This window comes from Pseudomonas jessenii, assembly GCF_002236115.1.
GTDB lineage: Bacteria > Pseudomonadota > Gammaproteobacteria > Pseudomonadales > Pseudomonadaceae > Aquipseudomonas > Aquipseudomonas jessenii.
Window position 1 is genome coordinate 427597 of sequence record NZ_NIWT01000002.1, and the last position, 25282, is coordinate 452878.

A 25282-nucleotide genomic window follows, 5' to 3' on the forward strand; every position below is an offset into this window, starting at 1 on the left:
TTGGTTTCGGGGCCGCTTCGCGACCCAACGGGGGCAAGCCCCCTCGCCACAAAGGTATCGTCGCTGAATTTGAAGCAGGCATAAAAAAGGGCCCCTTTAAAGGAGCCCCTGGGCCGGAGCCCGCCGTCCGGATGGGACGTGCATGGTTAATTCAGTACAAATCAGATTGTCGTGTCGGAGTGTTCTGCCCTGTAATTAGCCGACGGCGTGAAGTTCGTTGAGTCTGTGGATTCCCGCAGTGCCGGTCATACCGTCCCAGTTGTCGCCGCGTCCTTCTCGCCAGCCGTTAATCCAGGCTTGACGTACCGACGGTAGAGTAAATGGGCAAAGCTCACGGGATTTACCACCAACGCCATATTGATATCCGCGCAAAAATGCTCTTTCCAACGGATCACGCTTAAGTCTTCTCATAGGGTGTTGCCCTCACTTGTTGACTGTATTTATCGCGTCGACCTCTATTGAGGTCTGGCAGAAAAACTCTGCCGTTGGGGGCTCGTTGCCGGCGTGACGAGCCAAGGTGTTGGCGTCATTGCGGCGCCAACCTGTATTGAGTTCTAACCAATGCGTCACATCGAGGGAATGATCGTTTTGTCATAAGGACGTAACCGTTCATGTGCTAACGCCATAAGTAACAGAGCGTTTGTAGCGTATTTATTGGCCAAACCCCGGTATGATCGGCTCTGCGCTGGATGATGGGCCTAATCCTTTAGTGAGAATGGCTCCCGTTGCCGGGAAGCACTATTCGACGAAGGGTCGACTTATGACATTTTGTTGCATCAACTTTTTTATCTGTCCTTGCATCTAAGCTCATTTAACCCGAGCAGCAGGGGTGGAACGGCACACCTTCGTGCCACGCGGGCGCTCTTCGAGAAAAGCGCCTGATTGAAAACCGGACCGGCAATGCGTTGCCCGGTCACTTAGCTAAAGGTTCTGGAATTCCCATGTCCGATCGTTTCGAACTCTTCCTCACTTGCCCAAAAGGCCTTGAAGGCCTGCTCATCGAGGAAGCCGTCGGGCTTGGCCTTGAGGAAGCGCGGGAGCACACCTCTGCCGTGCGCGGCATGGCCACCATGGAAACCGCTTATCGCCTGTGCCTGTGGTCACGCCTGGCCAACCGCGTGCTGCTGGTGCTCAAGCGTTTCCAAATGAAGGACGCCGAAGACCTGTACCACGGCGTGCTGGACATCGAGTGGCAAGACCACATGCTCAATGACGGCACCCTGGCCGTCGAATTCAGCGGCCATGGCTCAGGTATCGACAACACCCACTTCGGCGCGCTGAAGGTCAAGGATGCCATCGTCGACAAACTGCGCACCCCGCAAGGCGACCGTCCGTCCATCGACAAGCTCAACCCGGACCTGCGCATTCACCTGCGCCTGGATCGTGGCGAAGCCATTCTGTCTCTTGACCTGTCCGGTCACAGCCTGCACCAGCGCGGCTATCGCTTGCAGCAAGGTGCGGCGCCGCTCAAGGAAAACCTCGCGGCCGCCATCCTGATCCGTTCCGGCTGGCCCCGTATCGCGGCCGAAGGCGGCGCTCTGGCCGACCCGATGTGCGGCGTCGGCACGTTCCTGGTGGAAGCCGCCATGATCGCCGCCGACATGGCGCCGAACCTGCGTCGCGAGCAGTGGGGCTTCACCGCCTGGCTCGGTCACGTACCGGCGCTGTGGAAAAAACTCCACGAAGAAGCCACCGAACGCGCCGCGGCCGGCCTGGCCAAGCCGCCGCTGTGGATTCGCGGTTACGAAGCCGACCCGCGCCTGATTCAACCGGGCCGCAACAACGTCGAACGTGCCGGCCTCAGTGAGTGGATCAAGATCTACCAGGGCGAAGTCGCGACCTTCGAGCCGCGTCCGGACCAGAACCAGAAAGGCCTGGTGATCTGCAACCCACCATACGGCGAGCGTCTGGGCGACGAGGCGAGCCTGCTCTACCTCTACCAGAACCTTGGCGAACGCCTGCGTCAGGCTTGCCTCAACTGGGAAGCCGCGGTGTTCACCGGCGCCCCGGACCTGGGCAAGCGCATGGGCATCCGCAGCCACAAGCAGTATTCGTTCTGGAACGGCGCCTTGCCGTGCAAGCTGTTGCTGATCAAGGTGTTGCCGGATCAATTCGTCACCGGCGAGCGTCGTACTCCGGAGCAGCGCCAGGTCGAGCGCGAGCAAGCCGCCTACGATCAGGCGCCGAACGAACCGCAGGAACGCAAGTTCAACAAAAACGGCAACCCGATCAAACCGGCGCCGGCACCGGCTCCAGTGGTCGAGCAGCCGCGCCTGAGCGAAGGCGGGCAGATGTTCGCCAACCGCCTGCAAAAGAACCTCAAGGCCCTGGGCAAGTGGGTCAAGCGTGAAGGCATCGACTGCTACCGCGTGTACGATGCCGACATGCCAGAATACTCCATGGCCATCGACCTGTATCACGATTGGGTGCATGTCCAGGAGTACGTCGCGCCGAAATCAATCGATCCGGAAAAGGCTTCGGCCCGCATGTTCGATGCCCTGGCAGCCATCCCGCAGGCGTTGAACATCGACAAGAGCCGTGTGGTGGTCAAGCGCCGCGAGCGCCAGAGCGGCACCAAGCAGTACGAGCGCCAGGCGGCACAGGGCAAGTTCGTCGAGGTCAATGAGGGTGGCGTGAAGCTGCTGGTGAACCTCACCGACTACCTCGACACCGGTCTGTTCCTCGACCACCGGCCGATGCGCATGCGTATCCAGAAAGAGGCGGCCGGCAAGCGCTTCCTCAATCTGTTCTGCTACACCGCGACGGCCAGTGTGCATGCGGCCAAGGGCGGCGCGCGCAGCACCACCAGTGTCGACCTGTCGAAAACCTATCTGGACTGGGCGCGTCGCAACCTGTCGTTGAACGGTTTCTCCGACAAGAACCGTCTGGAGCAGGGTGATGTGATGGCGTGGCTCGAAGCCAGTCGTGACGAGTACGACATGATCTTCATCGACCCGCCGACGTTCTCCAACTCCAAGCGCATGGAAGGTGTCTTCGACGTGCAACGCGACCAGGTGCAACTGATCGACCTGGCCATGGCGCGACTGGCGCCCGGTGGCGTGTTGTACTTCTCCAACAACTTCCGCAAGTTTGAACTGGAAGCCAACCTCGGCGAGCGTTATGCAGTCGAGGAGATCACCGCCCAGACCATCGACCCGGATTTTGCCCGCAACGCCAAGATCCATCGCGCCTGGAAAATCACGGCTCGTTGAAGCGTGGATCCACCTGTAGGAGCGAGCCTGCTCGCGATGGTCGATAACGATAACGCGTGCTTTCTGAATGCACGCGGTGTTCTTGAGTCCATCGCGAGCAAGCTCGCTCCTACAGTGCTTCGGCGAGCGTTATGCAGTCGAGGAGATCACCGCCCAGACCATCGACCCGGATTTTGCCCGCAACGCCAAGATCCATCGCGCCTGGAAAATCACGGCTCGTTGAAGCGTGGATCCACCTGTAGGAGCGAGCCTGCTCGCGATGGTCGATAACGATAACGCGTGCTTTCTGAATGCACGCGGTGTTCTTGAGTCCATCGCGAGCAAGCTCGCTCCTACAGTGCTTCGGCGAGCGTTATGCAGTCGAGGAGATCACCGCCCAGACCATCGACCCGGATTTTGCCCGCAACGCCAAGATCCATCGCGCCTGGAAAATCACGGCTCGTTGAAGCGTGGATCCACCTGTAGGAGCGAGCTTGCTCGCGATGGTCGATAACGATAACGCGTGCTTTCTGAATGCACGCGGTGTTCTTGAGTCCATCGCGAGCAAGCTCGCTCCTACAGGGTTTCAGTGCTGGTCAAATTAGTGGCTAATAGCTATAACTCAGTTCATGGCCAAAGGGCTTCTCCGCACCTGGCGTTTTGAGTTTGCGTTTTATGTCGTTGCACGCCGTGCGCCCCAGGATCCTGGGAATAATCAGCGAAGATGCCTCGGCCTGGTTGGTCGCGCTGCTGGTATTGCTGGTTGGCGGGGTGCTCACCGGGTTGCTGGCGTGGTCGACGCTGAATCTGTTTCACCATCAATTGCGGCAACGTTTCCAACTGCTGGCCAGTGAACGTTACAGCCGTATCGAAGAGCGTTTCGAAGATCAGGAGCAGCGCCTCGACGGCCTGCGCCGGTTTTTCGCCAATTCCGATTCGGTGTCTCGAGCGGAATTCGACGGCTACACCCTACCTTTGCTGCTGCGAACCCAAGCGTATTCCTATGCTCAGCGGGTCACTCGTGACGAGCGGGTGGCGTTCGAGCGCCGGGTGCGAGACGAGGGCTTGAACAACTTCACCCTGAGGGAGCTCAACGCCGACGGCCAATTGCAACTGGCCGGCGAGCGAGATGAGTACGTGGCGGTGCTGTACAGCCAGACGCAAAGCAAACTCGGCGCTCCCTTCGGTTACGACTTGCTGGCCCAGCCGCTGCGGCGTGCCACGCTCGCTCGGGCCGATCAGCGTGGCGGTATGGCGGTATCGCAACCGATGCATCTGGTAAGTATCGAACCGGCTTATGCGCGCGGCGTGCTGCTGGTCGCGCCGCTCATGCAGCGCAACAGTCAGGACCGCAAATCCACGAAGCCCTACGGTTATGTCATGGCCGTGATCAGCATGCGCCAGTTGTTGGCGGACGGACTGCCGGACGCCAGCCATGACTATCTCTCGGTGCGCATCCTCGATTTGTCGATCGATGACCAGCACGAGGTGCTGTTCGAGTCACCCAACCCGCCAGCCATCAGCGAGCTGTCGGCCACGCGCCTGTTGCGCATGGCCGACCATGACTATCAAGTCGATATCCAGCCCAGCGATGCGTTCGTGAAGGCCAATCATTCCTCCGTGACCAGTGTGGTGGTGTTGGGTGGAATGCTCAGCGTGATGCTCAGTGCCTTGCTGTATGTGTTGGTCAGCCAGCGGCAGCGGGCGTTGAAAATGGTCGAGCAACGTACCCAGGAGCTACGGGATCGAGAGCAGGAGCTGCGCGGCACCCATGGTCAGTTGCGTGGTGTGCTGAATGCCGCCACCCAGGTCGCGATCATCGCCACCGACCTGCGCGGAGTCATCAGTACCTTCAACGCCGGTGCTGAGCAGATGCTTGGCTATACCAGTGCCGAGGTGGTGGGGCATATGACCCTGGAGAGCCTGCACCTGCCCCGGGAGCTGGTCGCTCGCTCGGCAGAGTTGAGCGCACGCTATGGTAAACCGGTGCCGACTTGCCAGGCGATGCTGGTCGAAGGCGACGCGCAGGGCAGCCACGAGGCGCGGGAGTGGACGCTGGTACGTGGCGATGGCAGCCATTTGATAGTCAACATGCTCGCCACGCCAGTGCTCGACGAGCAAGGCCTGTGGGTCGGGCACCTGGCGGTGTGCATCGACATCACCGAACGCAAGCGGGTCCATGAGGCGCTCGCGGCGCGGGATCTGTTGTTGAAGAAACTCAGCGCCCACGTGCCCGGTGGCATCTACCAGTTCAAGATGGAGTTCGACGGGCGTTTCAGCGTGATCTACGCCAGCGACGGCATTCGCGAGATCTACGAGCTGGAACCTGACGTGCTGCTGCTCAATGCCGAAGCGATCTTCACCCGGATTCACCCCCAGGACAGCACCCGTGTCCGTGCCTCGATCCGTGCCTCGGCCGACACCCTCAGCCCCTGGCGCGAGGAATACCGCGTGCAATTGCCGCAACGGGGTCTGCGTTGGGTGCGTGGCGAGGCCACGCCAGAGGAACTGCCCGGTGGCGGTGTGCTGTGGCACGGCTACATCTCGGACATTTCCGATAGGAAGCGGGTGGAAGAAGAGTTGCGCGCGTTGTCGGTCACCGATTCCCTGACCGGTATCCACAATCGGCGTTATTTCCAGGAGCGCTTGACCATCGAAATGGCCCGGGTGGAGCGTGGCGGTGGGGATCTGTCGGTGATCATGCTCGATATCGACCATTTCAAGCGCATCAATGACCTGCATGGTCATGCCATCGGTGATCGGGTGTTGCAGGCCGTGTGCCAACGGATCGGCCACCGGCTGCGTCGCACCGATGTGTTCTGCCGCTTGGGCGGTGAGGAGTTCATGGTGCTGTGCCCGGATATCAGCGGTGAACAGGCCTATATGTTGGCCCAGCAATTGTGGCAAGGCCTGCGCAGTTCACCCATTGAAGGTGTCGGTACGGTCACTGCCAGTTTCGGGATTGCCAGTTGGCGGGTCGGGGAGGGCGCCGATGCCTTGCTGTTGCGCGCGGATTCGGGGGTTTACGCGGCGAAGCAGGCAGGAAGGGATCGGGTAGAGGGGGAGATGAGTTAACCCGGGTTGTACGCAGACCCTGTGGGAGCGAGCTTGCTCGCGATAGCGGTTTTACATTCAACATTGATGCTGACTGTCATGCCGCCATCGCGAGCAAGCTCGCTCTCACAGTAGATCTCTGGAGCTTTCTAGATTCGGTTACAACACCGACGCCGTTTGCGGCGTTTTCGGTTGGCGGTACAGATCCAGCAGCACCTGATCGAGCACCGACGAGGCACCGAACGGGGCCTTGTCGTTGAGGATCGCCACCACCGCCCAGGTGTTGCCGTTGACGTCGCGACTGAAACCGGCAATCGCCCGCACGGTGTTCAGGGTGCCGGTCTTGACGTGGGCTTCACCGCGCATCGCAGTGGTCTTCAGGCGTTTGCGCATGGTGCCGTCGGTGCCGGCGATCGGCATCGAACTGATGTATTCGGCGGAATACGGACTGTGCCAGGCAGCTTCCAGCATCGAGGCCATTTCTCGGGCGCTGACACGCTCGGCACGGGACAGGCCGGAGCCGTTCTCCATCACCAGGTGCGGCGCGGTGATGCCCTTTTTCGCCAGCCACTGACGCACGACACGCTGGGCAGCCTTGGCGTCGTCACCATCGGCATCGGTGCGGAAACGTTGGCCCAGGCTCAGGAACAACTGCTGGGCCATGGTGTTGTTACTGTACTTGTTGATGTCGCGGATGATTTCCGCCAGGTCTGGCGAGAACGCCCGGGCCAGGACCTTGGCGTCTTTCGGTGTTGGCGCCAGCACATCCCTGCCCTGAATGCTGCCACCCAGCTCCTTCCAGATCGCGCGGACGGCGCCGGCGGTGTAGGTCGCGTGGTCGAGCAGCGACAGGTAAGTCTGTGAGCTGCAGCCTTCACCCAGTTGGCCGCCGACCGTCACGGTCACGCTGCCGTCGGCCTGAGCCACCGGGTTGTAGCGCACGCCACCGGTGCATTGCTTGGAGTTGAGGGCCTTGACCTGGTTGTCGATGCGGATGCTCGCAATCGGCGGCTCCACCGAGACCAGCACCTTGCCCGAGTCATTGCGCGCGACGAAGCGCAGCGCCTTGAGGTTGACCAGCAGCGAGTCGGGCTTGACCAGGAACGGCTTGTTATCGTCGTTGCCGTCGTCATTGAACTCCGGCAGTTGCGGTTGCACGAAGAAGGTTTTATCCAGCACCAGGTCGCCGGTGACCTGGGTCACGCCGTTGGCGCGCAGGTCGCGCATCAGTAGCCAGAGTTTTTCCATGTTCAGCTTCGGATCGCCGCCACCCTTGAGGTAGAGGTTGCCGTTGAGAATGCCGCCACTGAGGGTGCCGTCGGTGTAGAACTCGGTTTTCCACTGGTGGTTCGGGCCGAGCATTTCCAGCGCCGCGTAGGTGGTGACCAGTTTCATGGTCGATGCCGGGTTGACCGACACGTCAGCGTTGAACACCGTCGGGGTGCCGGGGCCTGTGAGCGGGATCATCACCAGCGACAGGGCGTTGTCCTGCAGCTTGCTGGCTTTCAGGGCTTTTTCAACGTTGGGCGACAACGCGGTATTGATTGGAGCGGCGGAAACGGCGAGGGCCAGTGGGAGAAGAAAACCGGCCAACAGCAAAGGACGCAAAGATTTGATCATCTGAAATAAAACCCTACAGCCGAGGGGGAAATATAAAGAGGGCATGGAGATAAATTCCCTCAATGGTCATGAAAGTGTCGGCATTATGCCCCAAGGTGTCACGGCTTGTGCCGTGCGCGAGCATCCTGATCGGCTATTTTTTTACCGACGGTAGGCGTGGTGGCCCAGAGAGTCAGGCAATCGGCGGCTTAAACTGCTAAAGTGCCGCCCGTTATTACTTAAGAGGATTGTTCCAATGGCGACTAACCGTTCCCAGCGTCTGCGCAAAAAACTGTGCGTCGATGAATTTCAAGAGCTGGGTTTCGAACTGAACCTGGATTTCAAAGAAGATTTGGCTGATGAAGCCATTGATGCTTTCCTCGACGCGTTCCTCAAAGAAGCCATGGAAGCCAACGGTCTGGGCTATGTTGGCGGCGACGACTACGGTCTGGTTTGCCTGCAGAAGCGTGGCTCGGTCAGCGCTGAACAGCGCGCTGCCGTTGAAGCCTGGCTCAAAGGCCGCACCGAGCTGACCAGCGTTGAAGTCAGCCCGCTGCTGGACGTCTGGTACCCGGAAAAGCCGATCAATCCGGTAGCTTGATGTTCCAGAAAAAACGGCGACCCAAGGGTCGCCGTTTTTTTATGCTTTTTTTGTAGGAGCGAGCTTGCTCGCGATGAACCTGAGAGCGCCGCAGGGTCTCAGGTTTCCAGCGTTATCGTTGACGACCATCGCGAGCAGGTTCGCTCCTCCAGTTCAGAATCAGCAGTGTCACCACCCCCGCGACAATCCCCCAGAACGCCGAACCGATGGAAAACAGCGTCAGCCCCGATGCCGTGACCATGAAGGTGATCAGCGCCGCTTCACGTTCCTTCACTTCGCTCATGGCGATGCTCAAGCCATTGATGATCGAGCCGAACAGCGCCAGCGCCGCAATCGACAGCACCAGTTCCTTGGGCAGTGCGGCAAACAATGCCGCGAGCGTCGCGCCGAACACGCCGGCAATCCCGTAGAAAATCCCGCACCAGACCGCCGCGGTGTAGCGCTTGTTGCGATCCTCATGGGCGTGGGGCCCGGTGCAGATCGCTGCGCTGATCGCCGCCAGGTTGATCCCGTGGGAACCGAACGGTGCCAACAGTAAACTGGCGATGCCGGTGGTGGTGATCAGCGGCGAGGCAGGTACCGTGTAACCATCGGCGCGCAATACGGCGATGCCGGGCATGTTTTGTGAGGTCATGGCGACGACAAACAGCGGGATGCCGATGCTGATGGTCGCGGCCAGGGAGAAGTGCGGTGTGGTCCAGACCGGCGTGGCCACTTCCAGGTGGAAGTCGCTGAAGTCCAGTAACCCCATGAAGCCTGACAATGCCGTGCCGATCAGCAGTGCCGCCAACACCGCATAGCGCGGCGACAGGCGCTTGACCACCAGATAAGTGACGAACATCCCCAGTACCAGGGCAGTGCGGTGTTGCGCTGCGACGAAAACCTCGCTGCCGATCTTGAACAGGATTCCCGCCAGCAGGGCGGCGGCCAGGGATGCCGGAATCTTTTTCACCAGTCGTTCGAAGCTGCCGGTCAGCCCGCAAATCGTCACCAGCACCGCGCAGGTAATATAGGCACCAATGGCTTCGCCGTAGCTCACGCCGCCCAGGCTGGTGATCAGCAGCGCTGCGCCCGGGGTCGACCAGGCAATGGTGATCGGCGTGCGATAACGCAAGGACAGGCCGATGGAGCACACCGCCATGCCGATGGAAATCGCCCAGATCCACGAAGAAATCTGCCCGCTGCTCAGGCCCGCCGCTTGCCCGGCCTGGAACATCAGCACCAGGGAGCTGGTGTAGCCGGTCATCATGGCGATGAAGCCGGCGACGATGGCCGAGGGCGAGGTGTCGGCCAACGGGCGGATTTGCGTGTGGGTGGCGTCGTTCATGACGGCGGTGTTCCTTTTACAGATGAAGATGTCCGCTGCAACACGAACTCTGTGGGAGCGAGCTTGCTCGCGATAACGGTGGATCAGCCAACAGAAGTGCTGAATGTGACGCCGCCATCGCGAGCAAGCTCGCTCCCACAGGGATCGCGTTACAAGGGCGGATTCTGTGAACAAGCCTAAACTCAAAAGTAACCAGACGTTGCGATACAGCCGAGGCAACATTCAGCCGTACAGTCGTGTTGCCACCCTCCATTGTGTACAATCGCAGTGTTTTTTACGCGATACTTGCCAGCGACCCACTGTGCCGTATTACAGTCACGGTCAATTCGCCGCAGTTCTTCCGACTCGAGTGCCCATGAACGAACAGTTGCAACCCCTAAAGAAACAACCGCGAGCAGGCAAAGCCGGCCGCAGCGGTACCCAGGACGATATTGTCTACGCGCATATCTTCGAGGCCATCCTCGAGCAGCGTCTGGCGCCCGGCACCAAGTTGAGCGAAGAAGCGCTGGGGGAAATTTTCGGGGTCAGCCGCACCATCATTCGCCGCGCCTTGTCGCGCCTGGCCCATGAAGGCGTGGTGCTGCTGCGTCCGAATCGCGGCGCCGTGGTCGCCAGCCCGAGCGTCGAAGAAGCCCGTCAGGTGTTCATGGCCCGCCGTCTGGTCGAGCGTGCGATCACCGAATTGGCGGTTCAGCACGCTACCGCCGAGCAGATTGCCGAGTTGCGCCAGATGGTCAACGATGAACGCGACAGCTTCTCGCGCGGTGATCGCGGTGCCGGTATCCGTCTGTCGGGCGAGTTTCACCTGAAACTGGCCGAAGCGGCGAAGAACGCCCCGTTGATCAGCTTCCAGCGCAGCCTGGTGTCCCAGACGTCGCTGATCATCGCCCAGTACGAAAGCGGCAACCGTTCCCATTGCTCCTACGACGAGCACACCCAGTTGATCGACGCCATCGAAAAGCGCGACGCTGAACTGGCGGTGAACCTGATGATGCATCACATGGATCACATCGACAGCAAACTCAACCTCGATGAGGAAAGTGCGTCGGATGATCTGCATGCGGTGTTCTCGCATTTGCTGCAGACCAAGAAGCCTGGGCGTTCGCCCGCGAAAATCTGATCTGTGGGAGCGAGCTTGCTCGCGATGGTCGTTAACGATTACGCGGGAAGCCTGACATCCCGTGGCGCCCTCAGGTTCATCGCGAGCAAGCTCGCTCCTACAGGACATAAAAAATCCCCCGGAATCTGACGATTGCGGGGGATTTTTTATGCCCGAAGAAATTTACCGCTGATGCACCAGATTCCCCGCTGCATAGGTCTGCTGCACAGTCCGGTCATCCCCCAGGGTCATCAACACAAACAATGTCTCGGCGATGTTATTGGCCTGCTTCAGGCGATAGCTCAGCAGCGGCGTGGCGTTGTAGTCCAGCACCAGGAAGTCGGCGTCGGTGCCCGGTTGCAGGTTGCCGATCTTGTCTTCCAGGCGCAATGCGCGGGCGCCGCCGAGGGTGGCCAGGTACAGCGACTTGAACGGGCTCAGGCGTGCACCTTGCAGTTGCATGACCTTGTAGGCTTCGTTGAGGGTTTGCAGCAGCGAGAAACTGGTGCCGCCACCCACATCGGTGCCGATGCCGACATTGAGCTTGTGCTTCTCGGCCATCGGCAGGTTGAACAGGCCGCTGCCGAGGAAGAAGTTCGAGGTCGGGCAGAACGAAATGGCCGAACCTGTTTCTGCCAGTCGCGCGCACTCGTCATCGCACAGGTGCACACCGTGGGCGAACACTGAGCGCTCGCCGAGCAACTGGTAGTGATCGTAGACGTCCAGGTAACCCTTGCGCTCCGGGAAAAGCTCCTTGACCCACTCGATTTCCTTGAGGTTTTCGCTGATGTGGGTCTGCATGTACAGATCCGGGTATTCAGTCAGCAACTGGCCGGCCAGGGTCAGTTGTTCCGGGGTGCTGGTCGGTGCGAAGCGTGGGGTGACCGCGTAGTGCAGGCGACCCTTGCCGTGCCAGCGCTCGATCAGCGCCTTGCTTTCGACATAGCTGGATTCGGCGGTGTCGGTCAGGTAGTCCGGGGCGTTGCGGTCCATCATCACCTTGCCGGCGATCATCCGCAGGTCGAGCTGCTGGGCCGCTTCGAAGAACGAGTTCACCGATTGCGGGTGCACGCTGCCGAATACCAGCGCAGTGGTGGTGCCGTTGCGCAGCAGTTCCTTGATGAAAATGTCCGCGACCTGGTCGGCGTGGGCCTTGTCGGCGAACTGGCTTTCGCACGGGAAGGTGTAGGTGTTGAGCCAGTCCAGCAGTTGCTCGCCATAGGCGCCGACCATGCCGGTTTGCGGCAGGTGGATGTGGGTGTCGATGAAGCCGGGGGTGATCAGTGCATCCTGGTAGTGGGTAATTTCGACGTCCGCCGGCAGGGTCGGCAGCAGTTCGCTGGCGTGACCGAGGGCGCTGATCTGGCCGTTATCCACAACCAGCAAGCCGTCTTCGAAATACTCGTAGGAGGCTTCGATGCCAACGACGGCTGGGTCGGCGATGCTGTGCAGGATGGCGGCGCGGTAGGCTTTGCGAGTCAGAGGCATGAGAATTCTCAGTTGGAGGCTTGGCTGCGGCGTGAGGCAGGCAGCAGTTTGGCAATCGATCCGGCGCTGGAGGTTTGCTGGCCGAAGTTCGCGTTATAGGTGGCGATGATTTCGCCGGCGATGGAGATGGCGATTTCCACAGGCAGCTTGCCTTTGACTTCGCCGATGCCCATCGGGCAGCGCATGCGTTGCACGACGCTATTGTCGAAACCGCGGTCGCGCAGGCGATGTTCGAACTTCACCCGTTTGGTCTTCGAACCGATCAGGCCGAAGTAGGCGAAGTCGTTGCGCTTGAGGATCGCAGCGGTCAGTTCGAGGTCGAGTTGATGGTTGTGGGTCATCACGATGTAGTAGCTGCCGGCCGGCAGATCATCGATTTCATCCACCGGTTCTTCGCTGACGATCTTGCGCACGCCATGGGGGATCTGCTCGGGGAATTCATCTTCCCGCGAATCGATCCAGCGCACCCGGCAAGGCAGGCTGGCCAGCAGTGGCACCAGGGCGCGGCCGACGTGGCCGGCACCGAACACGGCGATCTGCGCTTGAACCTGGCCCATCGGTTCGAACAGCAAAACGGTCGCGCCACCGCAGCACTGGCCGAGGCTGGCGCCGAGGCTGAAGCGCTCCAGATGGGTGTCCTGCTTGCCGCTGGCGAGCATCTCGCGAGCGATCTTCATGGCCTTGTATTCCAGGTGCCCGCCACCGATGGTGTCGAAGCTCTGGTTCGCGCTGATGACCATCTTCGAGCCAGCGTTGCGCGGCGTCGAGCCGAGCTCTTCGATGATGGTAACCAGCACGCAGGGCTCACCCTGGTTTTGCAGGTCGGCGAGGGCGTCGATCCAGTTGTACATGTTCACCTCGACATCTGTGTGTCTGTTAGTCCGCCATCGCGAGCAAGCTCGCTCCCACATTGGATTTGCACAGGTCCATCAGTCAGCACATAACCCTGTGGGAGCGAGCTTGCTCGCGATAGCCGCACCTCGGTCCTAGAGCGAAGCCAACTCGGTCTCAGTCTCGACAGCCTTCGCCATCTTCAACTGGCGCATCTGCTCACAGCCCCACAACACTCGCTCCGGCGTCGCCGGGGCGTCGATTTTCGGTTGATGCCGGTAATCGCCCAGGCTCGCCACGGCGTCCTTGATCGCACACCACGAGGCGATGCCGAGCATGAACGGCGGCTCGCCCACGGCCTTGGAATGGAACACCGTGTCTTCGGGGTTCTTGCGGTTTTCCACCAGCTTCACCCGCAGGTCCAGCGGCATGTCCGCCACGGCCGGGATCTTGTAGCTGGCCGGGCCGTTGGTCATCAGCTTGCCCTTGTTGTTCCACACCAGCTCTTCCATGGTCAGCCAGCCCATGCCCTGGATGAAACCGCCCTCGACCTGACCGATGTCGATGGCCGGGTTCAGCGAGGCGCCGACGTCGTGGAGGATGTCGGTGCGCAGCATCTTGTATTCGCCGGTCAGGGTGTCGACCAGCACTTCGCAGCACGCTGCGCCAAAGGCGAAGTAGTAGAACGGACGGCCGCGAGCCTGGCTGCGGTCGTAGTAGATTTTCGGGGTCTTGTAGAAGCCGGTGCTCGACAGCGACACCTGGGCGAAATACGCCTGCTGGATCAGCGCTTCGAAGGTCAGGATGTGATCGCGAACCCGCACGTGGCCGTTGTGGAATTCCACGTCTTCTTCGCTGACCTTGTACTGGCGCGCCGCAAATTCCACCAGGCGTTGCTTGATGGTTTCGGCGGCGTTCTGCGCGGCCTTGCCGTTCAGGTCGGCGCCACTGGAAGCGGCGGTCGGCGAGGTGTTCGGTACTTTGTCGGTGTTGGTCGCGGTGATCTGCACGCGGTCCATTTCCACCTGGAACACTTCGGCCACGACTTGCGCGACCTTGGTGTTCAGGCCCTGGCCCATTTCGGTGCCACCGTGGTTCAGGTGGATGCTGCCGTCGGTGTAGACGTGCACCAGGGCACCGGCCTGGTTGAGGAAGCTGGCGGTGAAGGAAATACCGAATTTCACCGGGGTCAGTGCCAGGCCTTTTTTCAGGATCGGGCTGTTGGCGTTGTAGCGACGGATCGCTTCGCGGCGCTCGGCGTATTGGCTGCTTTCTTCCAGTTCCGCGGTCATTTCCTCGAGCATGTTGTGCTCGACGGTCTGGTAGTAGTGGGTGACGTTGCGCTCGGTCTTGCCGTAGTAGTTGGCCTTGCGCACCGCCAACGGATCAAGGGCCAAGTGACGGGCGATGGCATCCATCACTTCTTCGATGGCGACCATGCCTTGCGGGCCGCCGAAACCACGGTAGGCAGTGTTCGACGCGGTGTTGGTCTTGCAGCGGTGACCGTTGATGGTCGCATCGCCCAGGTAGTACGAGTTGTCCGAGTGGAACATCGCGCGGTCGACGATCGACGCCGACAGGTCAGGGGAACAACCGCAGTTGCCGGCCAGTTCCAGGTTGATGCCGTGCAGGCGCCCGGTGCTGTCGAAGCCCACGTCGTACTCGACATAGAACGGGTGACGCTTGCCGGTCATCAGCATGTCTTCGACCCGTGGCAGACGCATTTTGGTCGGCTGGCCGGTGAGATGCGCGATCACCGCGCACAGGCATGCAGGGCTGGCCGCCTGGGTTTCCTTGCCGCCGAAACCACCGCCCATGCGACGCATGTCGACGACGATCTTGTTCATCGACACGTCCAGCACTTCGGCCACCAGCTTCTGCACTTCGGTGGGGTTTTGCGTGGAGCAGTAGACGATCATGCCGCCGTCTTCGGTCGGCATCACCGAAGAGATCTGGGTTTCCAGGTAGAAGTGTTCCTGGCCACCAATGTGCAGCGTGCCCTGGATGCGATGTTCGGCAGTGGCCAGCGCAGTGGCCGAATCGCCGCGTTTGTGGGTGTGGCTGTCGAGTACGAAGTGGCGCTTGCGCAGGGCTTCGACCACGTCCAGCACAGGCTCCAGGTCTTCGTATTCGATGATTGCGGCCATCGCCGCCTTGCGCGCGGTTTCCAGGTCTTTCGCCGCCACGGCGATCACCGGTTGACCGACGAATTGCACGGTATCGATCGCCAGCAGCGGATCGCCCGGCAGCAACGGACCGATGTCCTTCAGGCCCGGCACGTCTTCGTGGGTGATGGCGATGCGCACGCCTTCAAAGGCGTAGCAGGGCGAAGTGTCGATGCTGATGATCCGGGCGTGGGCACGGTCCGACATGCGTGCATAAACGTGCAACTGGTTCGGAAACTCCAGGCGGTCGTCGATGTACTGCGCTTCACCGGCCACATGCTTGGCGGCGCTGTCGTGCTTGACGCTGCGGCCGACACCGGTGGTCAGGTCCTTGGCGAACAGTTCAGCCAATTCGGCTTGGGTCTTCTCTACGGCGTGATGATTAGACATAAGCGGTCACCCGAGTCTCGATGTGCGGTGTTTGCAGTTCGATGAAGTATTTGCGCAGCAGGTTCTGTGCGCTGAGCAGGCGATATTCCTTGCTGGCGCGGAAGTCTGAGAGCGGTGTGAAGTCTTCGCCCAGGGCAGCGCAGGCGCGTTCGATAGTGGCGTTGTTGAATGGCGAACCGAGCAACGCGGCTTCGCAGGCTGCGGCGCGTTTCGGGATGGCGGCCATGCCGCCGAAGGCGACGCGGGCTTCAGCGACGACGCCGTTTTCCAGGCGAATGTTGAAGGCGGCGCAGACTGCCGAGATGTCATCGTCCAGGCGCTTGGAAACCTTATAGGCACGGAACAGTTTTTCGACGCTGGCGCGGGGCACGATGATCTTCTCGATGAACTCGCTTTCCTGGCGCGCAGTGACACGGTAATCGATGAAGTAATCTTCCAGCGCCAGGGTACGGCGGGTTTCGCCTTTGCACAGCACGATTTGCGCACCGAGGGCGATCAGCAGGGGCGGCGAGTCACCAATCGGCGAGGCGTTGCCGATGTTGCCGCCCAGGGTGCCCTGGTTGCGGATCTGCAAGGACGCGAAGCGGTGCAGCAATTCACCGAAGTCCGGGTACTCGGCGTTCAAGGCCTCGTAGCAATCGGACAGGGACGTGGCGGCGCCGATTTCCAGGCGATCGTCAAAGCGGTCGATGCGCTTCATCTCGGCGACGTTGCCGACGTAGATCATCACCGGCAGGGTGCGGTGGAACTGCGTGACTTCCAGCGCAAGGTCAGTACCGCCGGCCAGCAGGCGGGCCTGTGGATAAGCGTCGTAGAGGTCGGCCAGGTCGGCCACGGTCAGGGGCACCAGGCAGCGCTTGTCGCCGCTATTGAGTTCGCCGATATCGGTCGGGGCAATGGCTTTCAGGCGTGCGATGGTGTCGGCCTCGCGGGCGTCGAACTGGTCCGGTTGCTTGGCGCAGCAGGACTGCTCGGCTGCTTCCAGGATCGGCCGGTAGCCGGTGCAACGGCAGAGGTTGCCGGCCAGTGCTTCGTGGGCCTTGGCATGATCCGGTGCATCGCTGTTCTTTTGCAGGGCAAACAGCGACATCACGAAACCGGGGGTGCAGAAGCCGCATTGCGAGCCGTGGCACTCGACCATGGCTTTCTGCACGCTGTGCAGTTCACCTTTGTGCTTGAGGTCTTCGACGCTGATCAGTTGTTTGCCGTGCAGGGACGACACGAAGGTCAGGCACGAGTTGAGGCTGCGATAGCGAATGTGTTCGCGGCCGTCATCATCGGTCTGCAATTCGCCGACCACCACGGTGCAGGCGCCGCAGTCACCGCTGGCGCAGCCTTCTTTGGTGCCGGGTTTGCCCACATGGTCGCGCAGATAATTGAGCACGGTCAGGTTCGGGTCCAGGGCGTGCTCGCTACGGAGTTCCTGGTTTAGTAAAAACTGGATCACGGAAGGCCTCACAGACTCATTATTGTTGTTAACCGATAGGAACTGAATTTAGCAGGTCTGACTTTTCGGTCAATGATTTTCTGACTTAAAGGTCAGGAAATTGCAATTTGTCGATTAACCACCTGTTCCTTAATTATTGTCGCTGGTTCGATAGCCTGCTTTTTTGCTTGAATTTGCTTGAATCGTGCCAAAAACCTCCGGGCGGGCACTCCGCCCTGACGCAGCAATTGCGCTACACTGCGCCGCTTGTACAGATCAAAGAGTTTGAAGGACAACCATGACGTTCAAGGCGCCGGACAGCCTCGCCGAGCAAATCGCTCACCACCTCGCCGAACGCATCATTCGCGGCGAAATGAAGCCCGGAGAGCGCATCCAGGAACAGAAGGTCACGCTGGCCCTCAACGTCAGCCGCGGTTCGGTCCGCGAGGCCTTGCTGATCCTCGAGCGTCGGCACCTGATCGCGATCCTGCCGCGACGTGGCGCCCACGTCACCGAGCTCACGCCGCACAAGGTGCAGAGCCTGTGCACGCTGATGAGCGAACTCTATATCCTGCTCGGTAACTCCGTGGCCAGCGGCTGGAAAACCCAGGCCGACATGGCGCCGTTCGTGCAGATCCAGCAACGCCTGACTGCCAGCTACGAGCGTCAGGACATCCGCACTTTCGTCGACGACAGCTTCAATGTGATGCGCGCCGCGTACCCGTTCGCCAACAACCCGTACTTGCAGGAGACAGTCGAGAATCTGCAGCCGGCCATGAGCCGTGCGTATTTTCTCGCGCTGGAGCAGCGCAAAGCGTCGATGAGCGAATTCCTCGAACTGTTCGAACGCTTGCTCGCTGCGGTGCTGGCCCGTGACTTTGTGCAGATTCGCGAAGTGCTGACGGCTTACGCCCAGCGCAGTTGCGATCTGGTGATATCCGCCTTGACGGACGCCTGATCTTGCGGCTCAAGTGCATCAAGCTGGCGGGGTTCAAATCCTTCGTCGACCCGACCACGGTGAACTTCCCCAGTAACATGGCGGCGGTGGTCGGGCCCAATGGCTGCGGCAAATCGAACATCATCGACGCCGTGCGTTGGGTGATGGGCGAGAGTTCGGCGAAGAACCTGCGCGGCGAATCGATGACCGACGTCATCTTCAACGGCTCCACCAGCCGCAAGCCGGTAAGCCAGGCGAGCATCGAACTGGTGTTCGACAACTCCGACGGCACCTTGCTCGGGGAGTACGCCGCTTATGCGGAAATCTCCATTCGCCGCAAAGTGACCCGCGACAGCCAGACAACCTATTACCTCAACGGCACCAAATGCCGGCGCCGTGACATCACCGACATCTTCCTCGGCACCGGCCTTGGCCCGCGCAGCTACTCGATCATCGAGCAGGGGATGATCTCCAAGCTGATCGAGTCCAAGCCCGAAGACCTGCGCAACTTCATCGAAGAAGCCGCGGGTATCTCCAAGTACAAGGAGCGCCGGCGCGAGACGGAAAACCGCATCCGCCGCACCCACGAGAACCTTGAGCGCCTGACCGACCTGCGCGAAGAGCTTGAGCGTCAGCTCGAACGCTTGCACCGCCAGGCCGAGGCCGCCAAGAAGTATCAGGAATTCAAGGGCGAGGAGCGTCAGCTCAAGGCCCAGCTGTCGGCCCTGCGCTGGCAGGCGCTGAACGATCAGGTCGGCCAGCGTGAAGCGATCATCGGCAACCAGGAAGTTTCTTTCGAAGCCTTGGTGGCCGAACAGCGCAATGCCGACGCAAGCATCGAGCGCCTGCGTGACGGGCACCACGACCTGTCGGAACGCTTCAACCTGGTGCAGGGGCGCTTCTACTCGGTCGGCGGCGACATTGCCCGGGTCGAGCAGAGCATCCAGCACGGTCAGCAGCGTTTGCGCCAGTTGCAGGATGACCTGAAAGAGGCCGAGCGCGCGCGCCTGGAAACCGAATCGCACCTGGGTCACGACCGCACGCTGCTACTGACCCTCGGCGAAGAGCTGGACATGCTCACCCCGGAGCAGGAAGTCACCAGCGCCGCCGCCGAAGAGGCCGCTGCCGCGCTGGAAGAATCCGAAACCACCATGCACGGCTGGCAAGAGCAGTGGGATACGTTCAACCTCACCGCCGCCGAGCCGCGCCGTCAGGCCGAAGTGCAGCAATCGCGGATCCAGCAACTGGAAACCAGCCTGGAGCGCCTGGCCGATCGCCAGAAGCGTCTTGGCGAAGAACGCGCCTTGCTCTCGGCGGACCCGGAAGACGCGGCGATCATGGCGCTCAGCGAGCAACTCGCGGAATCCGAAGCAACACTCGAGGATTTGCAGACCAGCGAAGAAGCCCAGGTCGAAAAGCTTGAGCAGTTGCGTCAGGAATTGCAGCAAGCGCTGACCGCGCAGCAGCAGGCGCAAGGCGATTTGCAGCGCCTCAACGGTCGACTGGCTTCACTCGAAGCTTTGCAGCAAGCCGCGCTTGACCCGGGCACCGGTACCGCCGAATGGCTGCGTGAACAGAATCTTGCGAATCGCCCGCGCCTGGCCGAAGGCCTGAAGGTTGAGGCCGGTTGGGAGCTGGCGGTGGAAACCGTGCTGGGTGCCGACCTCCAAGCGGTGCTGGTGGACGATTTCAACGATTTCGATCTGTCCGGGTTTGCCCAGGGCGACTTGCGCTTGCTCAGCCCGTCCAGCGATGGCGTACGGGTGCCGGGCAGCCTGCTGGACAAGGTCGAGGCGCAGCTCGATCTGTCGCCATGGCTGGGGCAGGTCAAGCCGGTGGACAGCCTCGAACAGGCCTTGGCCTTGCGCAGTCAATTGGCTGCCGGGCAGAGCCTGATCAGCCGCGACGGTTACTGGGTCGGTCGGCATTTTCTGCGGGTGCGTCGGGCCAGTGAAGCGGAAAGCGGCGTGCTCGCCCGGGGTCAGGAAATCCAGCAACTGGGCCTGGAGCGCGAAGCGCTTGAAGCCGCTGTCGAAACCCTGGAAACCCGACTGCAGAATCTCAGGGCGCAGCAGCGTCAGCAGGAGAACGGTCGCGAACATCTGCGCCGTTTGCTGCAGGACGAAGCACGTCAGCAAGGTGAGTTGAAGGCTCAATTGTCTGCCGGCAAGGCCAAGGCCGAACAATTGACCCTGCGCCGTACCCGCCTCGACGAAGAGCTCATCGAACTCGATGAGCAGCGAGCGCTGGAACACGAAAACATCGGCGAAGCGCGCCTGCAATTGCAGGAAGCCCTCGACAGCATGGCGCAGGACACCGAGCAGCGTGAGTTGCTGCTGGCCCAGCGCGACAGCCTGCGTGAGCGTCTGGACCGGGTGCGTCAGGAAGCGCGGCAGCACAAGGATCACGCCCATCAGCTGGCGGTGCGTCTGGGCTCGCTCAAGGCGCAGCATGATTCGACGCGCCAGGCGCTGGAGCGTCTGGAGATGCAGTCCGAGCGCCTGACCGAAAAACGCGAGCAACTGAGCCTCAATCTGGAGGAGGGCGAAGCGCCGCTGGAAGAGCTGCGCCTGAAACTCGAGGAATTGCTCGACAAGCGCATGACCGTCGACGAAGAACTCAAGACCGCGCAGATCGCCCTCGAAGATGCCGACCGCGAACTGCGTGACGCCGAGAAGCGCCGCAGCCAGGCCGAACAGCAATCCCAGTTGATTCGCAGCCAGCTCGAAACCCAGCGCATGGAATGGCAAGCCCTGACCGTACGCCGCAAGACTTTGCAGGACCAATTGCTGGAAGACGGCTACGATCTCCACGGCGTACTCGCGACACTGACTGCCGAGGCCAGCGAGAAGGAAGCCGAGGAAGAGCTCGAGCGCATCGCCGCCAGGATCCAGCGTCTGGGCGCGATCAACCTGGCGGCCATCGATGAGTACCAGCAACAATCGGAGCGTAAGCGTTATCTGGATGCGCAGAACGACGATCTGGTGGAAGCCCTTGAAACCCTTGAGAACGTGATTCGCAAGATCGACAAGGAAACCCGCAACCGTTTCAAGGATACCTTTGATCAGATCAATGGCGGTTTACAGGCGCTTTTCCCAAAAGTTTTCGGTGGAGGCCGCGCGTATTTGGAACTGACGGGCGAAGATCTACTCGATACAGGGGTAACAATCATGGCGCAGCCGCCAGGAAAGAAGAACAGCACCATCCATTTGCTCTCCGGCGGCGAAAAGGCCCTGACCGCATTGGCTCTGGTTTTTGCGATCTTCAAGTTGAACCCGGCGCCGTTCTGCATGCTCGATGAGGTTGACGCGCCACTGGATGACGCTAACGTTGGACGCTACGCGCGATTGGTAAAAGAGATGTCACAGACAGTGCAGTTCATCTATATCACCCACAACAAGATCGCCATGGAAATGGCCGAACAACTGATGGGTGTGACGATGCACGAACCCGGTTGTTCACGTCTGGTGGCGGTGGATGTCGAGGAGGCGATGGCGATGGTGGATGCCTGAGTCGTGGTTGTAGGAAGAGTGTTTGCGGTTTGTAGGACTCTTTTCCTGGCTTCGACTTGCTGGCCAATCGACATATTCGCGCTAGCCAACGTGGTAGACGGTGTAAAGTTGCCTTTGGTCGTGCTAGTTTAATGTCAATTTTTCGTATACGTGGGCAAAACGCCTGTCAGAACATAGAGTTGGCGCCACGTTTTAAAGCGGTTTGCAGGTTGTAAACCCCTTATTTTTCAGCATTTTTTATAGAGGCACGGGATTACATGGAAATCGGTCTGCGCGAGTGGCTGATCGTCATCGGCATTATTGTCATTGCCGGTATTCTTTTCGATGGCTGGCGCCGTATGCGCGGCGGCAAGGGAAAACTGAAGTTCCGTCTTGATCGAAGTCTGTCCAACCTGCCGGACGAGGACAGCAGCGCCGAGCTGCTGGGCCCGCCGCGCGTGCTGGACGCACATAAAGAGCCGCAACTGGACGAGCAGGATCTGCCGTCGGTGAGCATGCCGGCCCGGGAGCCTCGCGAGTCGGGCTCCAAACGTGGCAAGCGTGGCCACAGCGAGCCTTCCCAGGGCGACATGAACCTCAGCCTGGATCTGGACGGCGGCCCGAGCTTCAGCAGCCGCGACGACGATTTCCCGGACGACACCAAGTCCGCGCCAGCGGTCAACGACAAGGATCAGCCGCAAGCTGAAGAAGTGCTGGTGATCAGCGTGATCTGCCGCGACGCTGCCGGCTTCAAGGGCCCGGCGCTGTTGCAGAACATTCTGGAGAGCGGTTTGCGTTTCGGCGAGATGGATATTTTCCATCGCCACGAAAGCATGGCCGGCAACGGTGAAGTGCTGTTCTCCATGGCCAACGCCGTCAAGCCTGGCGTATTCGACCTGGACGACATCGACCACTTCAGCACCCCGGCGGTGAGTTTCTTCCTGGGTCTGCCGGGTCCTCGCCATCCGAAGCAAGCCTTCGACGTGATGGTGGCAGCGGCGCGTAAACTGTCCCAGGAGCTCAACGGTGAGCTCAAGGACGACCAGCGCAGCGTGCTGACCGCCCAGACGATCGAGCACTACCGTCAGCGCATTGTCGAGTTCGAACGCCGCGCCCTGACCCAGAAACGTTGATTGAAATGGTTATTCCCGCGCGGTGCGCGGGATGATCGGCAAAACAGATTGAGCAGCCTCGGCTGCTCTTTTGCTTTATGAGAGAACACCCATGACCGCCGCCAAGAACCGTATTTTAGAGCTGCGCGCTGAGCTGGATCAGCACAACTATCGTTACCACGTGCTCGACGAACCGAGCATTCCGGACGCCGAATACGACCGCTTGTTCAGCGAGCTCAAGGCTCTGGAAGCGGCCAATCCCGAACTGATCACCAGTGACTCGCCAACCCAGCGAGTGGGCAGCGCGGCGCTGTCGGCGTTTACCCAGGTGCGTCACGAAGTGCCGATGCTCAGTCTCGGTAACGCCTTCGAAGAAACCGACATGCGTGAGTTCGACCGCCGGGTGACCGAAGGCCTGGACCTGCCGGCGGGCGACCTGTTCGGTGGCGGCGCAACCGTTGAATATAGCTGTGAGCCGAAGCTTGATGGGCTGGCCGTCAGCCTGCTGTATCAGGATGGTGTGCTGGTGCGCGGCGCGACCCGCGGCGATGGCACCACCGGCGAAGACATCAGCGTCAACGTGCGCACCGTACGCAACATTCCGCTCAAGCTGCACGGCACCGGCTGGCCGGCGACCTTGGAGGTGCGCGGCGAAGTGTTCATGTCCAAGGCCGGTTTCGAGCGTCTCAACGCCACGCAACTGGAAGTCGGCGGCAAGACCTTCGCCAACCCGCGCAACGCGGCGGCGGGCAGTTTGCGCCAGCTGGACTCGAAGATCACCGCCAATCGCCCGCTGGAGTTCTGCTGCTACGGCATCGGCCAGGTGTCGGCGGACATCGCCGATACGCACGTCGGCAATTTGCAGCAACTCCAGGCCTGGGGCATGCCGATCAGTCATGAGTTGAAACTGGCGCACGGCATCGCCGAGTGCCTGGATTACTACCGCGACATCGGTGAGCGTCGCAGCGCGCTGCCGTATGAAATCGATGGCGTGGTGTTCAAGGTCAACAGCATTGCCTCCCAGCGCGAACTGGGTTTCCGCGCCCGCGAACCGCGCTGGGCCATCGCCCACAAATTCCCGGCGATGGAAGAGCTCACCGAGCTGCTCGATGTGGAATTCCAGGTCGGCCGCACCGGGGCGGTGACGCCGGTGGCGCGTCTGAAACCGGTCAAGGTCGCGGGCGTCACGGTGGCCAACGCCACGTTGCACAACATGGACGAAGTCGCGCGCCTGGGCCTGATGATCGGCGACACGGTGATCATCCGCCGTGCCGGTGACGTGATTCCGCAAGTGGTGCAGGTAGTCATCGAGCGTCGTCCGGAAAACGCCCGGCCGGTGCAGATTCCCGAGCAGTGCCCAGTGTGCGGTTCCCATGTCGAGCGCACGCAACTGATCAAGCGCAGCAAGGGCCGCGAGACGGTCAGCGAAGGCGCGGTGTACCGCTGCGTCGGCCGCCTGGCCTGTGGCGCGCAACTCAAGCAGGCAATCATTCACTTCGTGTCCCGGCGCGCCATGGACATCGAAGGCCTGGGTGAGAAGAGTGTTGAGCAACTGGTCGACGAAGGCCTGGTGAGCTCGCCTGCGGATCTGTACGCCTTGACCTTCGAGCAGATCGTCGATCTGGAAGGTTTTGCCGAACTGTCGAGCAAGAACCTGCTCGGCGCCATCGAAGACAGCAAGAGGCCGGGGCTGGCGCGGTTCATCTACGCCCTGGGGATTCCTGATGTCGGCGAGGAGACAGCCAAGGTCCTGGCCCGCTCCCTGGGTTCGCTGGAGCGGGTGCAACAGGCCTTGCCGCAGGTGCTGACGTACTTGCCGGATGTTGGCCTGGAAGTCGCGCACGAGATCCACAGTTTCTTCGAGGATGAGCATAACCAGCAGGTGATCGCTGATTTGCTCAGGCATGGCCTGCAGATTCAGGATCAGGGCGAGTTGGGTGCCGAGTTTTCGGCGAGCACCACGCTGGGCGGTTTCCTCGACAAGCTGCATATCCCCTTGGTAGGGCCGGGCGGGGCGCAGAAACTGGCGGACAAATTCGGCTCGCTGCAGGCGGTGATCGATGCTGACTGGCTGGATATGCGCCAGGCGCTGCCGGAAAAACAGGCCAATTCGGTGCGCGAGTTCTTCGCGGTCGAGGCCAATCGCCAATTGGCCGAAGCGGCGGAGAAGCAACTGGCCGATTTCGGCATGCACTGGCAGAGCGAGAAGAAGGTCGTCGAAGGCTTGCCGCTGGCCGGGCAGACCTGGGTGCTGACCGGCTCCCTGGAGCTGATGAGCCGCGATATCGCCAAGGACAAACTCGAAAGCCTCGGTGCCAAGGTCGCCGGCTCGGTGTCTGCCAAGACCCATTGCGTAGTGGCAGGGCCGGGTGCCGGTTCGAAGTTGACCAAGGCCAATGAGCTGGGCTTGAAAGTGCTGGATGAAGAGGCACTTATCAAAACGTTGCGCGAGTATGGCAAGACCGATTAAAGGCGCGATTTAAATGTGGGAGCGAGCTTGCTCGCGATGAGGGCGTTACTGCCGACATTAATATTGGCTGATCTGCCGCCATCGCGAGCAAGCTCGCTCCC

At 60.8% G+C, this 25282-nt stretch carries 15 protein-coding genes and 2 pseudogenes; 10 read left to right on the forward strand and 7 right to left on the reverse strand.

What is annotated here, in order from left to right:
- Nucleotides 1-195: 195 nt before the first annotated feature.
- Nucleotides 196-411, reverse strand: coding sequence for a ribosome modulation factor (gene rmf, locus PSJE_RS06625; RefSeq protein ID WP_003223300.1), 216 nt, complete (start codon nucleotides 409-411; stop codon nucleotides 196-198).
- 530 nt (nucleotides 412-941) lie between these two features.
- Between rmf and rlmKL the strand changes: the two genes are divergently transcribed.
- The 4 genes and pseudogenes from rlmKL (at nucleotide 942) to PSJE_RS06640 (ending at nucleotide 6266) form a co-directional block, all read left to right on the forward strand.
- Entirely contained in the window at nucleotides 942-3212 is a 2271-nt protein-coding gene (gene rlmKL / locus PSJE_RS06630; protein WP_057715695.1) for a bifunctional 23S rRNA (guanine(2069)-N(7))-methyltransferase RlmK/23S rRNA (guanine(2445)-N(2))-methyltransferase RlmL, read from the forward strand.
- A 127-nt stretch (nucleotides 3213-3339) separates the two neighbouring features.
- A pseudogene (locus PSJE_RS31250) lies at nucleotides 3340-3435 on the forward strand (hypothetical protein); the annotation flags it as partial.
- A gap of 127 nt (nucleotides 3436-3562) precedes the next feature.
- Nucleotides 3563-3658, forward strand: a pseudogene (locus tag PSJE_RS31255) (hypothetical protein); the annotation flags it as partial.
- 208 nt (nucleotides 3659-3866) lie between these two features.
- On the forward strand, nucleotides 3867-6266 hold the full coding sequence (locus PSJE_RS06640; RefSeq protein ID WP_090454052.1) for a sensor domain-containing diguanylate cyclase: 2400 nt from the start codon (nucleotides 3867-3869) through the stop codon (nucleotides 6264-6266).
- A gap of 138 nt (nucleotides 6267-6404) precedes the next feature.
- Here PSJE_RS06640 and dacB read toward each other — a convergent pair whose 3' ends face one another.
- A complete protein-coding gene (dacB, locus tag PSJE_RS06645) occupies nucleotides 6405-7865 on the reverse strand; it encodes a D-alanyl-D-alanine carboxypeptidase/D-alanyl-D-alanine endopeptidase (protein ID WP_057715692.1) in 1461 nt (486 codons plus the stop codon).
- Between the two features lie 235 nt (nucleotides 7866-8100).
- Between dacB and PSJE_RS06650 the strand changes: the two genes are divergently transcribed.
- Nucleotides 8101-8445, forward strand: a complete 345-nt coding sequence (locus PSJE_RS06650; RefSeq protein WP_007971486.1) for a YggL family protein — start codon at nucleotides 8101-8103, stop codon at nucleotides 8443-8445.
- Nucleotides 8446-8557: 112 nt separating this feature from the next.
- On the opposite strand, the gene PSJE_RS06655 is transcribed toward PSJE_RS06650, so the two are convergent.
- Nucleotides 8558-9772, reverse strand: coding sequence for a benzoate/H(+) symporter BenE family transporter (locus PSJE_RS06655; RefSeq protein WP_090454054.1), 1215 nt, complete (start codon nucleotides 9770-9772; stop codon nucleotides 8558-8560).
- A 355-nt stretch (nucleotides 9773-10127) separates the two neighbouring features.
- Between PSJE_RS06655 and PSJE_RS06660 the strand changes: the two genes are divergently transcribed.
- Entirely contained in the window at nucleotides 10128-10892 is a 765-nt protein-coding gene (locus tag PSJE_RS06660; protein ID WP_007971481.1) for a GntR family transcriptional regulator, read from the forward strand.
- A gap of 162 nt (nucleotides 10893-11054) precedes the next feature.
- Here the strand turns inward: PSJE_RS06660 and guaD are convergent, their stop codons facing one another.
- The 4 genes from guaD to xdhA form a co-directional block, all read right to left on the reverse strand.
- Nucleotides 11055-12359, reverse strand: a complete 1305-nt coding sequence (guaD, locus tag PSJE_RS06665) for a guanine deaminase (RefSeq protein WP_090454056.1) — start codon at nucleotides 12357-12359, stop codon at nucleotides 11055-11057.
- Between the two features lie 8 nt (nucleotides 12360-12367).
- Nucleotides 12368-13210: a xanthine dehydrogenase accessory protein XdhC gene (gene xdhC / locus PSJE_RS06670; protein WP_057715689.1), complete on the reverse strand. Its 843-nt coding sequence runs from the start codon at nucleotides 13208-13210 to the stop codon at nucleotides 12368-12370.
- Nucleotides 13211-13345: 135 nt separating this feature from the next.
- Nucleotides 13346-15745 carry a xanthine dehydrogenase molybdopterin binding subunit gene (xdhB, locus tag PSJE_RS06675; RefSeq protein WP_090454058.1) on the reverse strand — a complete coding sequence of 800 codons (2400 nt, stop codon included), beginning with the start codon at nucleotides 15743-15745 and terminating at the stop codon, nucleotides 13346-13348.
- Entirely contained in the window at nucleotides 15738-17192 is a 1455-nt protein-coding gene (xdhA, locus tag PSJE_RS06680) for a xanthine dehydrogenase small subunit (protein ID WP_090454059.1), read from the reverse strand. The genes xdhB and xdhA overlap by 8 nt, the downstream gene beginning before the upstream one ends.
- A 277-nt stretch (nucleotides 17193-17469) precedes the next feature.
- Here xdhA and PSJE_RS06685 point away from each other — a divergent pair, with 277 nt between their 5' ends.
- The 4 genes from PSJE_RS06685 to ligA all read left to right on the forward strand — a co-directional run bounded on the left by PSJE_RS06685 (nucleotide 17470) and on the right by ligA (nucleotide 25181).
- On the forward strand, nucleotides 17470-18129 hold the full coding sequence (locus PSJE_RS06685) for a GntR family transcriptional regulator (RefSeq protein WP_057715686.1): 660 nt from the start codon (nucleotides 17470-17472) through the stop codon (nucleotides 18127-18129).
- Nucleotides 18130-18131: 2 nt separating this feature from the next.
- On the forward strand, nucleotides 18132-21620 hold the full coding sequence (gene smc, locus PSJE_RS06690) for a chromosome segregation protein SMC (RefSeq protein ID WP_090454061.1): 3489 nt from the start codon (nucleotides 18132-18134) through the stop codon (nucleotides 21618-21620).
- Nucleotides 21621-21877: 257 nt separating this feature from the next.
- Nucleotides 21878-22732 carry a cell division protein ZipA gene (gene zipA / locus PSJE_RS06695; protein ID WP_008050196.1) on the forward strand — a complete coding sequence of 285 codons (855 nt, stop codon included), beginning with the start codon at nucleotides 21878-21880 and terminating at the stop codon, nucleotides 22730-22732.
- A 91-nt stretch (nucleotides 22733-22823) separates the two neighbouring features.
- Nucleotides 22824-25181 carry an NAD-dependent DNA ligase LigA gene (gene ligA, locus PSJE_RS06700; protein ID WP_090454063.1) on the forward strand — a complete coding sequence of 786 codons (2358 nt, stop codon included), beginning with the start codon at nucleotides 22824-22826 and terminating at the stop codon, nucleotides 25179-25181.
- Nucleotides 25182-25282: the final 101 nt, after the last annotated feature.

What these genes read in the sequence shown, in the direction of transcription:
- rmf (WP_003223300.1), bottom strand. Translation starts at nt 411, where the DNA reads ATGAGAAGACTTAAGCGTGATCCGTTGGAAAGAGCATTTTTGCGCGGA.
- rlmKL (WP_057715695.1), top strand. Translation starts at nt 942, where the DNA reads ATGTCCGATCGTTTCGAACTCTTCCTCACTTGCCCAAAAGGCCTTGAA.
- PSJE_RS06640 (WP_090454052.1), top strand. Translation starts at nt 3,867, where the DNA reads ATGTCGTTGCACGCCGTGCGCCCCAGGATCCTGGGAATAATCAGCGAA.
- dacB (WP_057715692.1), bottom strand. Translation starts at nt 7,865, where the DNA reads ATGATCAAATCTTTGCGTCCTTTGCTGTTGGCCGGTTTTCTTCTCCCA.
- PSJE_RS06650 (WP_007971486.1), top strand. Translation starts at nt 8,101, where the DNA reads ATGGCGACTAACCGTTCCCAGCGTCTGCGCAAAAAACTGTGCGTCGAT.
- PSJE_RS06655 (WP_090454054.1), bottom strand. Translation starts at nt 9,772, where the DNA reads ATGAACGACGCCACCCACACGCAAATCCGCCCGTTGGCCGACACCTCG.
- PSJE_RS06660 (WP_007971481.1), top strand. Translation starts at nt 10,128, where the DNA reads ATGAACGAACAGTTGCAACCCCTAAAGAAACAACCGCGAGCAGGCAAA.
- guaD (WP_090454056.1), bottom strand. Translation starts at nt 12,359, where the DNA reads ATGCCTCTGACTCGCAAAGCCTACCGCGCCGCCATCCTGCACAGCATC.
- xdhC (WP_057715689.1), bottom strand. Translation starts at nt 13,210, where the DNA reads ATGTACAACTGGATCGACGCCCTCGCCGACCTGCAAAACCAGGGTGAG.
- xdhB (WP_090454058.1), bottom strand. Translation starts at nt 15,745, where the DNA reads ATGTCTAATCATCACGCCGTAGAGAAGACCCAAGCCGAATTGGCTGAA.
- PSJE_RS06685 (WP_057715686.1), top strand. Translation starts at nt 17,470, where the DNA reads ATGACGTTCAAGGCGCCGGACAGCCTCGCCGAGCAAATCGCTCACCAC.
- zipA (WP_008050196.1), top strand. Translation starts at nt 21,878, where the DNA reads ATGGAAATCGGTCTGCGCGAGTGGCTGATCGTCATCGGCATTATTGTC.
- ligA (WP_090454063.1), top strand. Translation starts at nt 22,824, where the DNA reads ATGACCGCCGCCAAGAACCGTATTTTAGAGCTGCGCGCTGAGCTGGAT.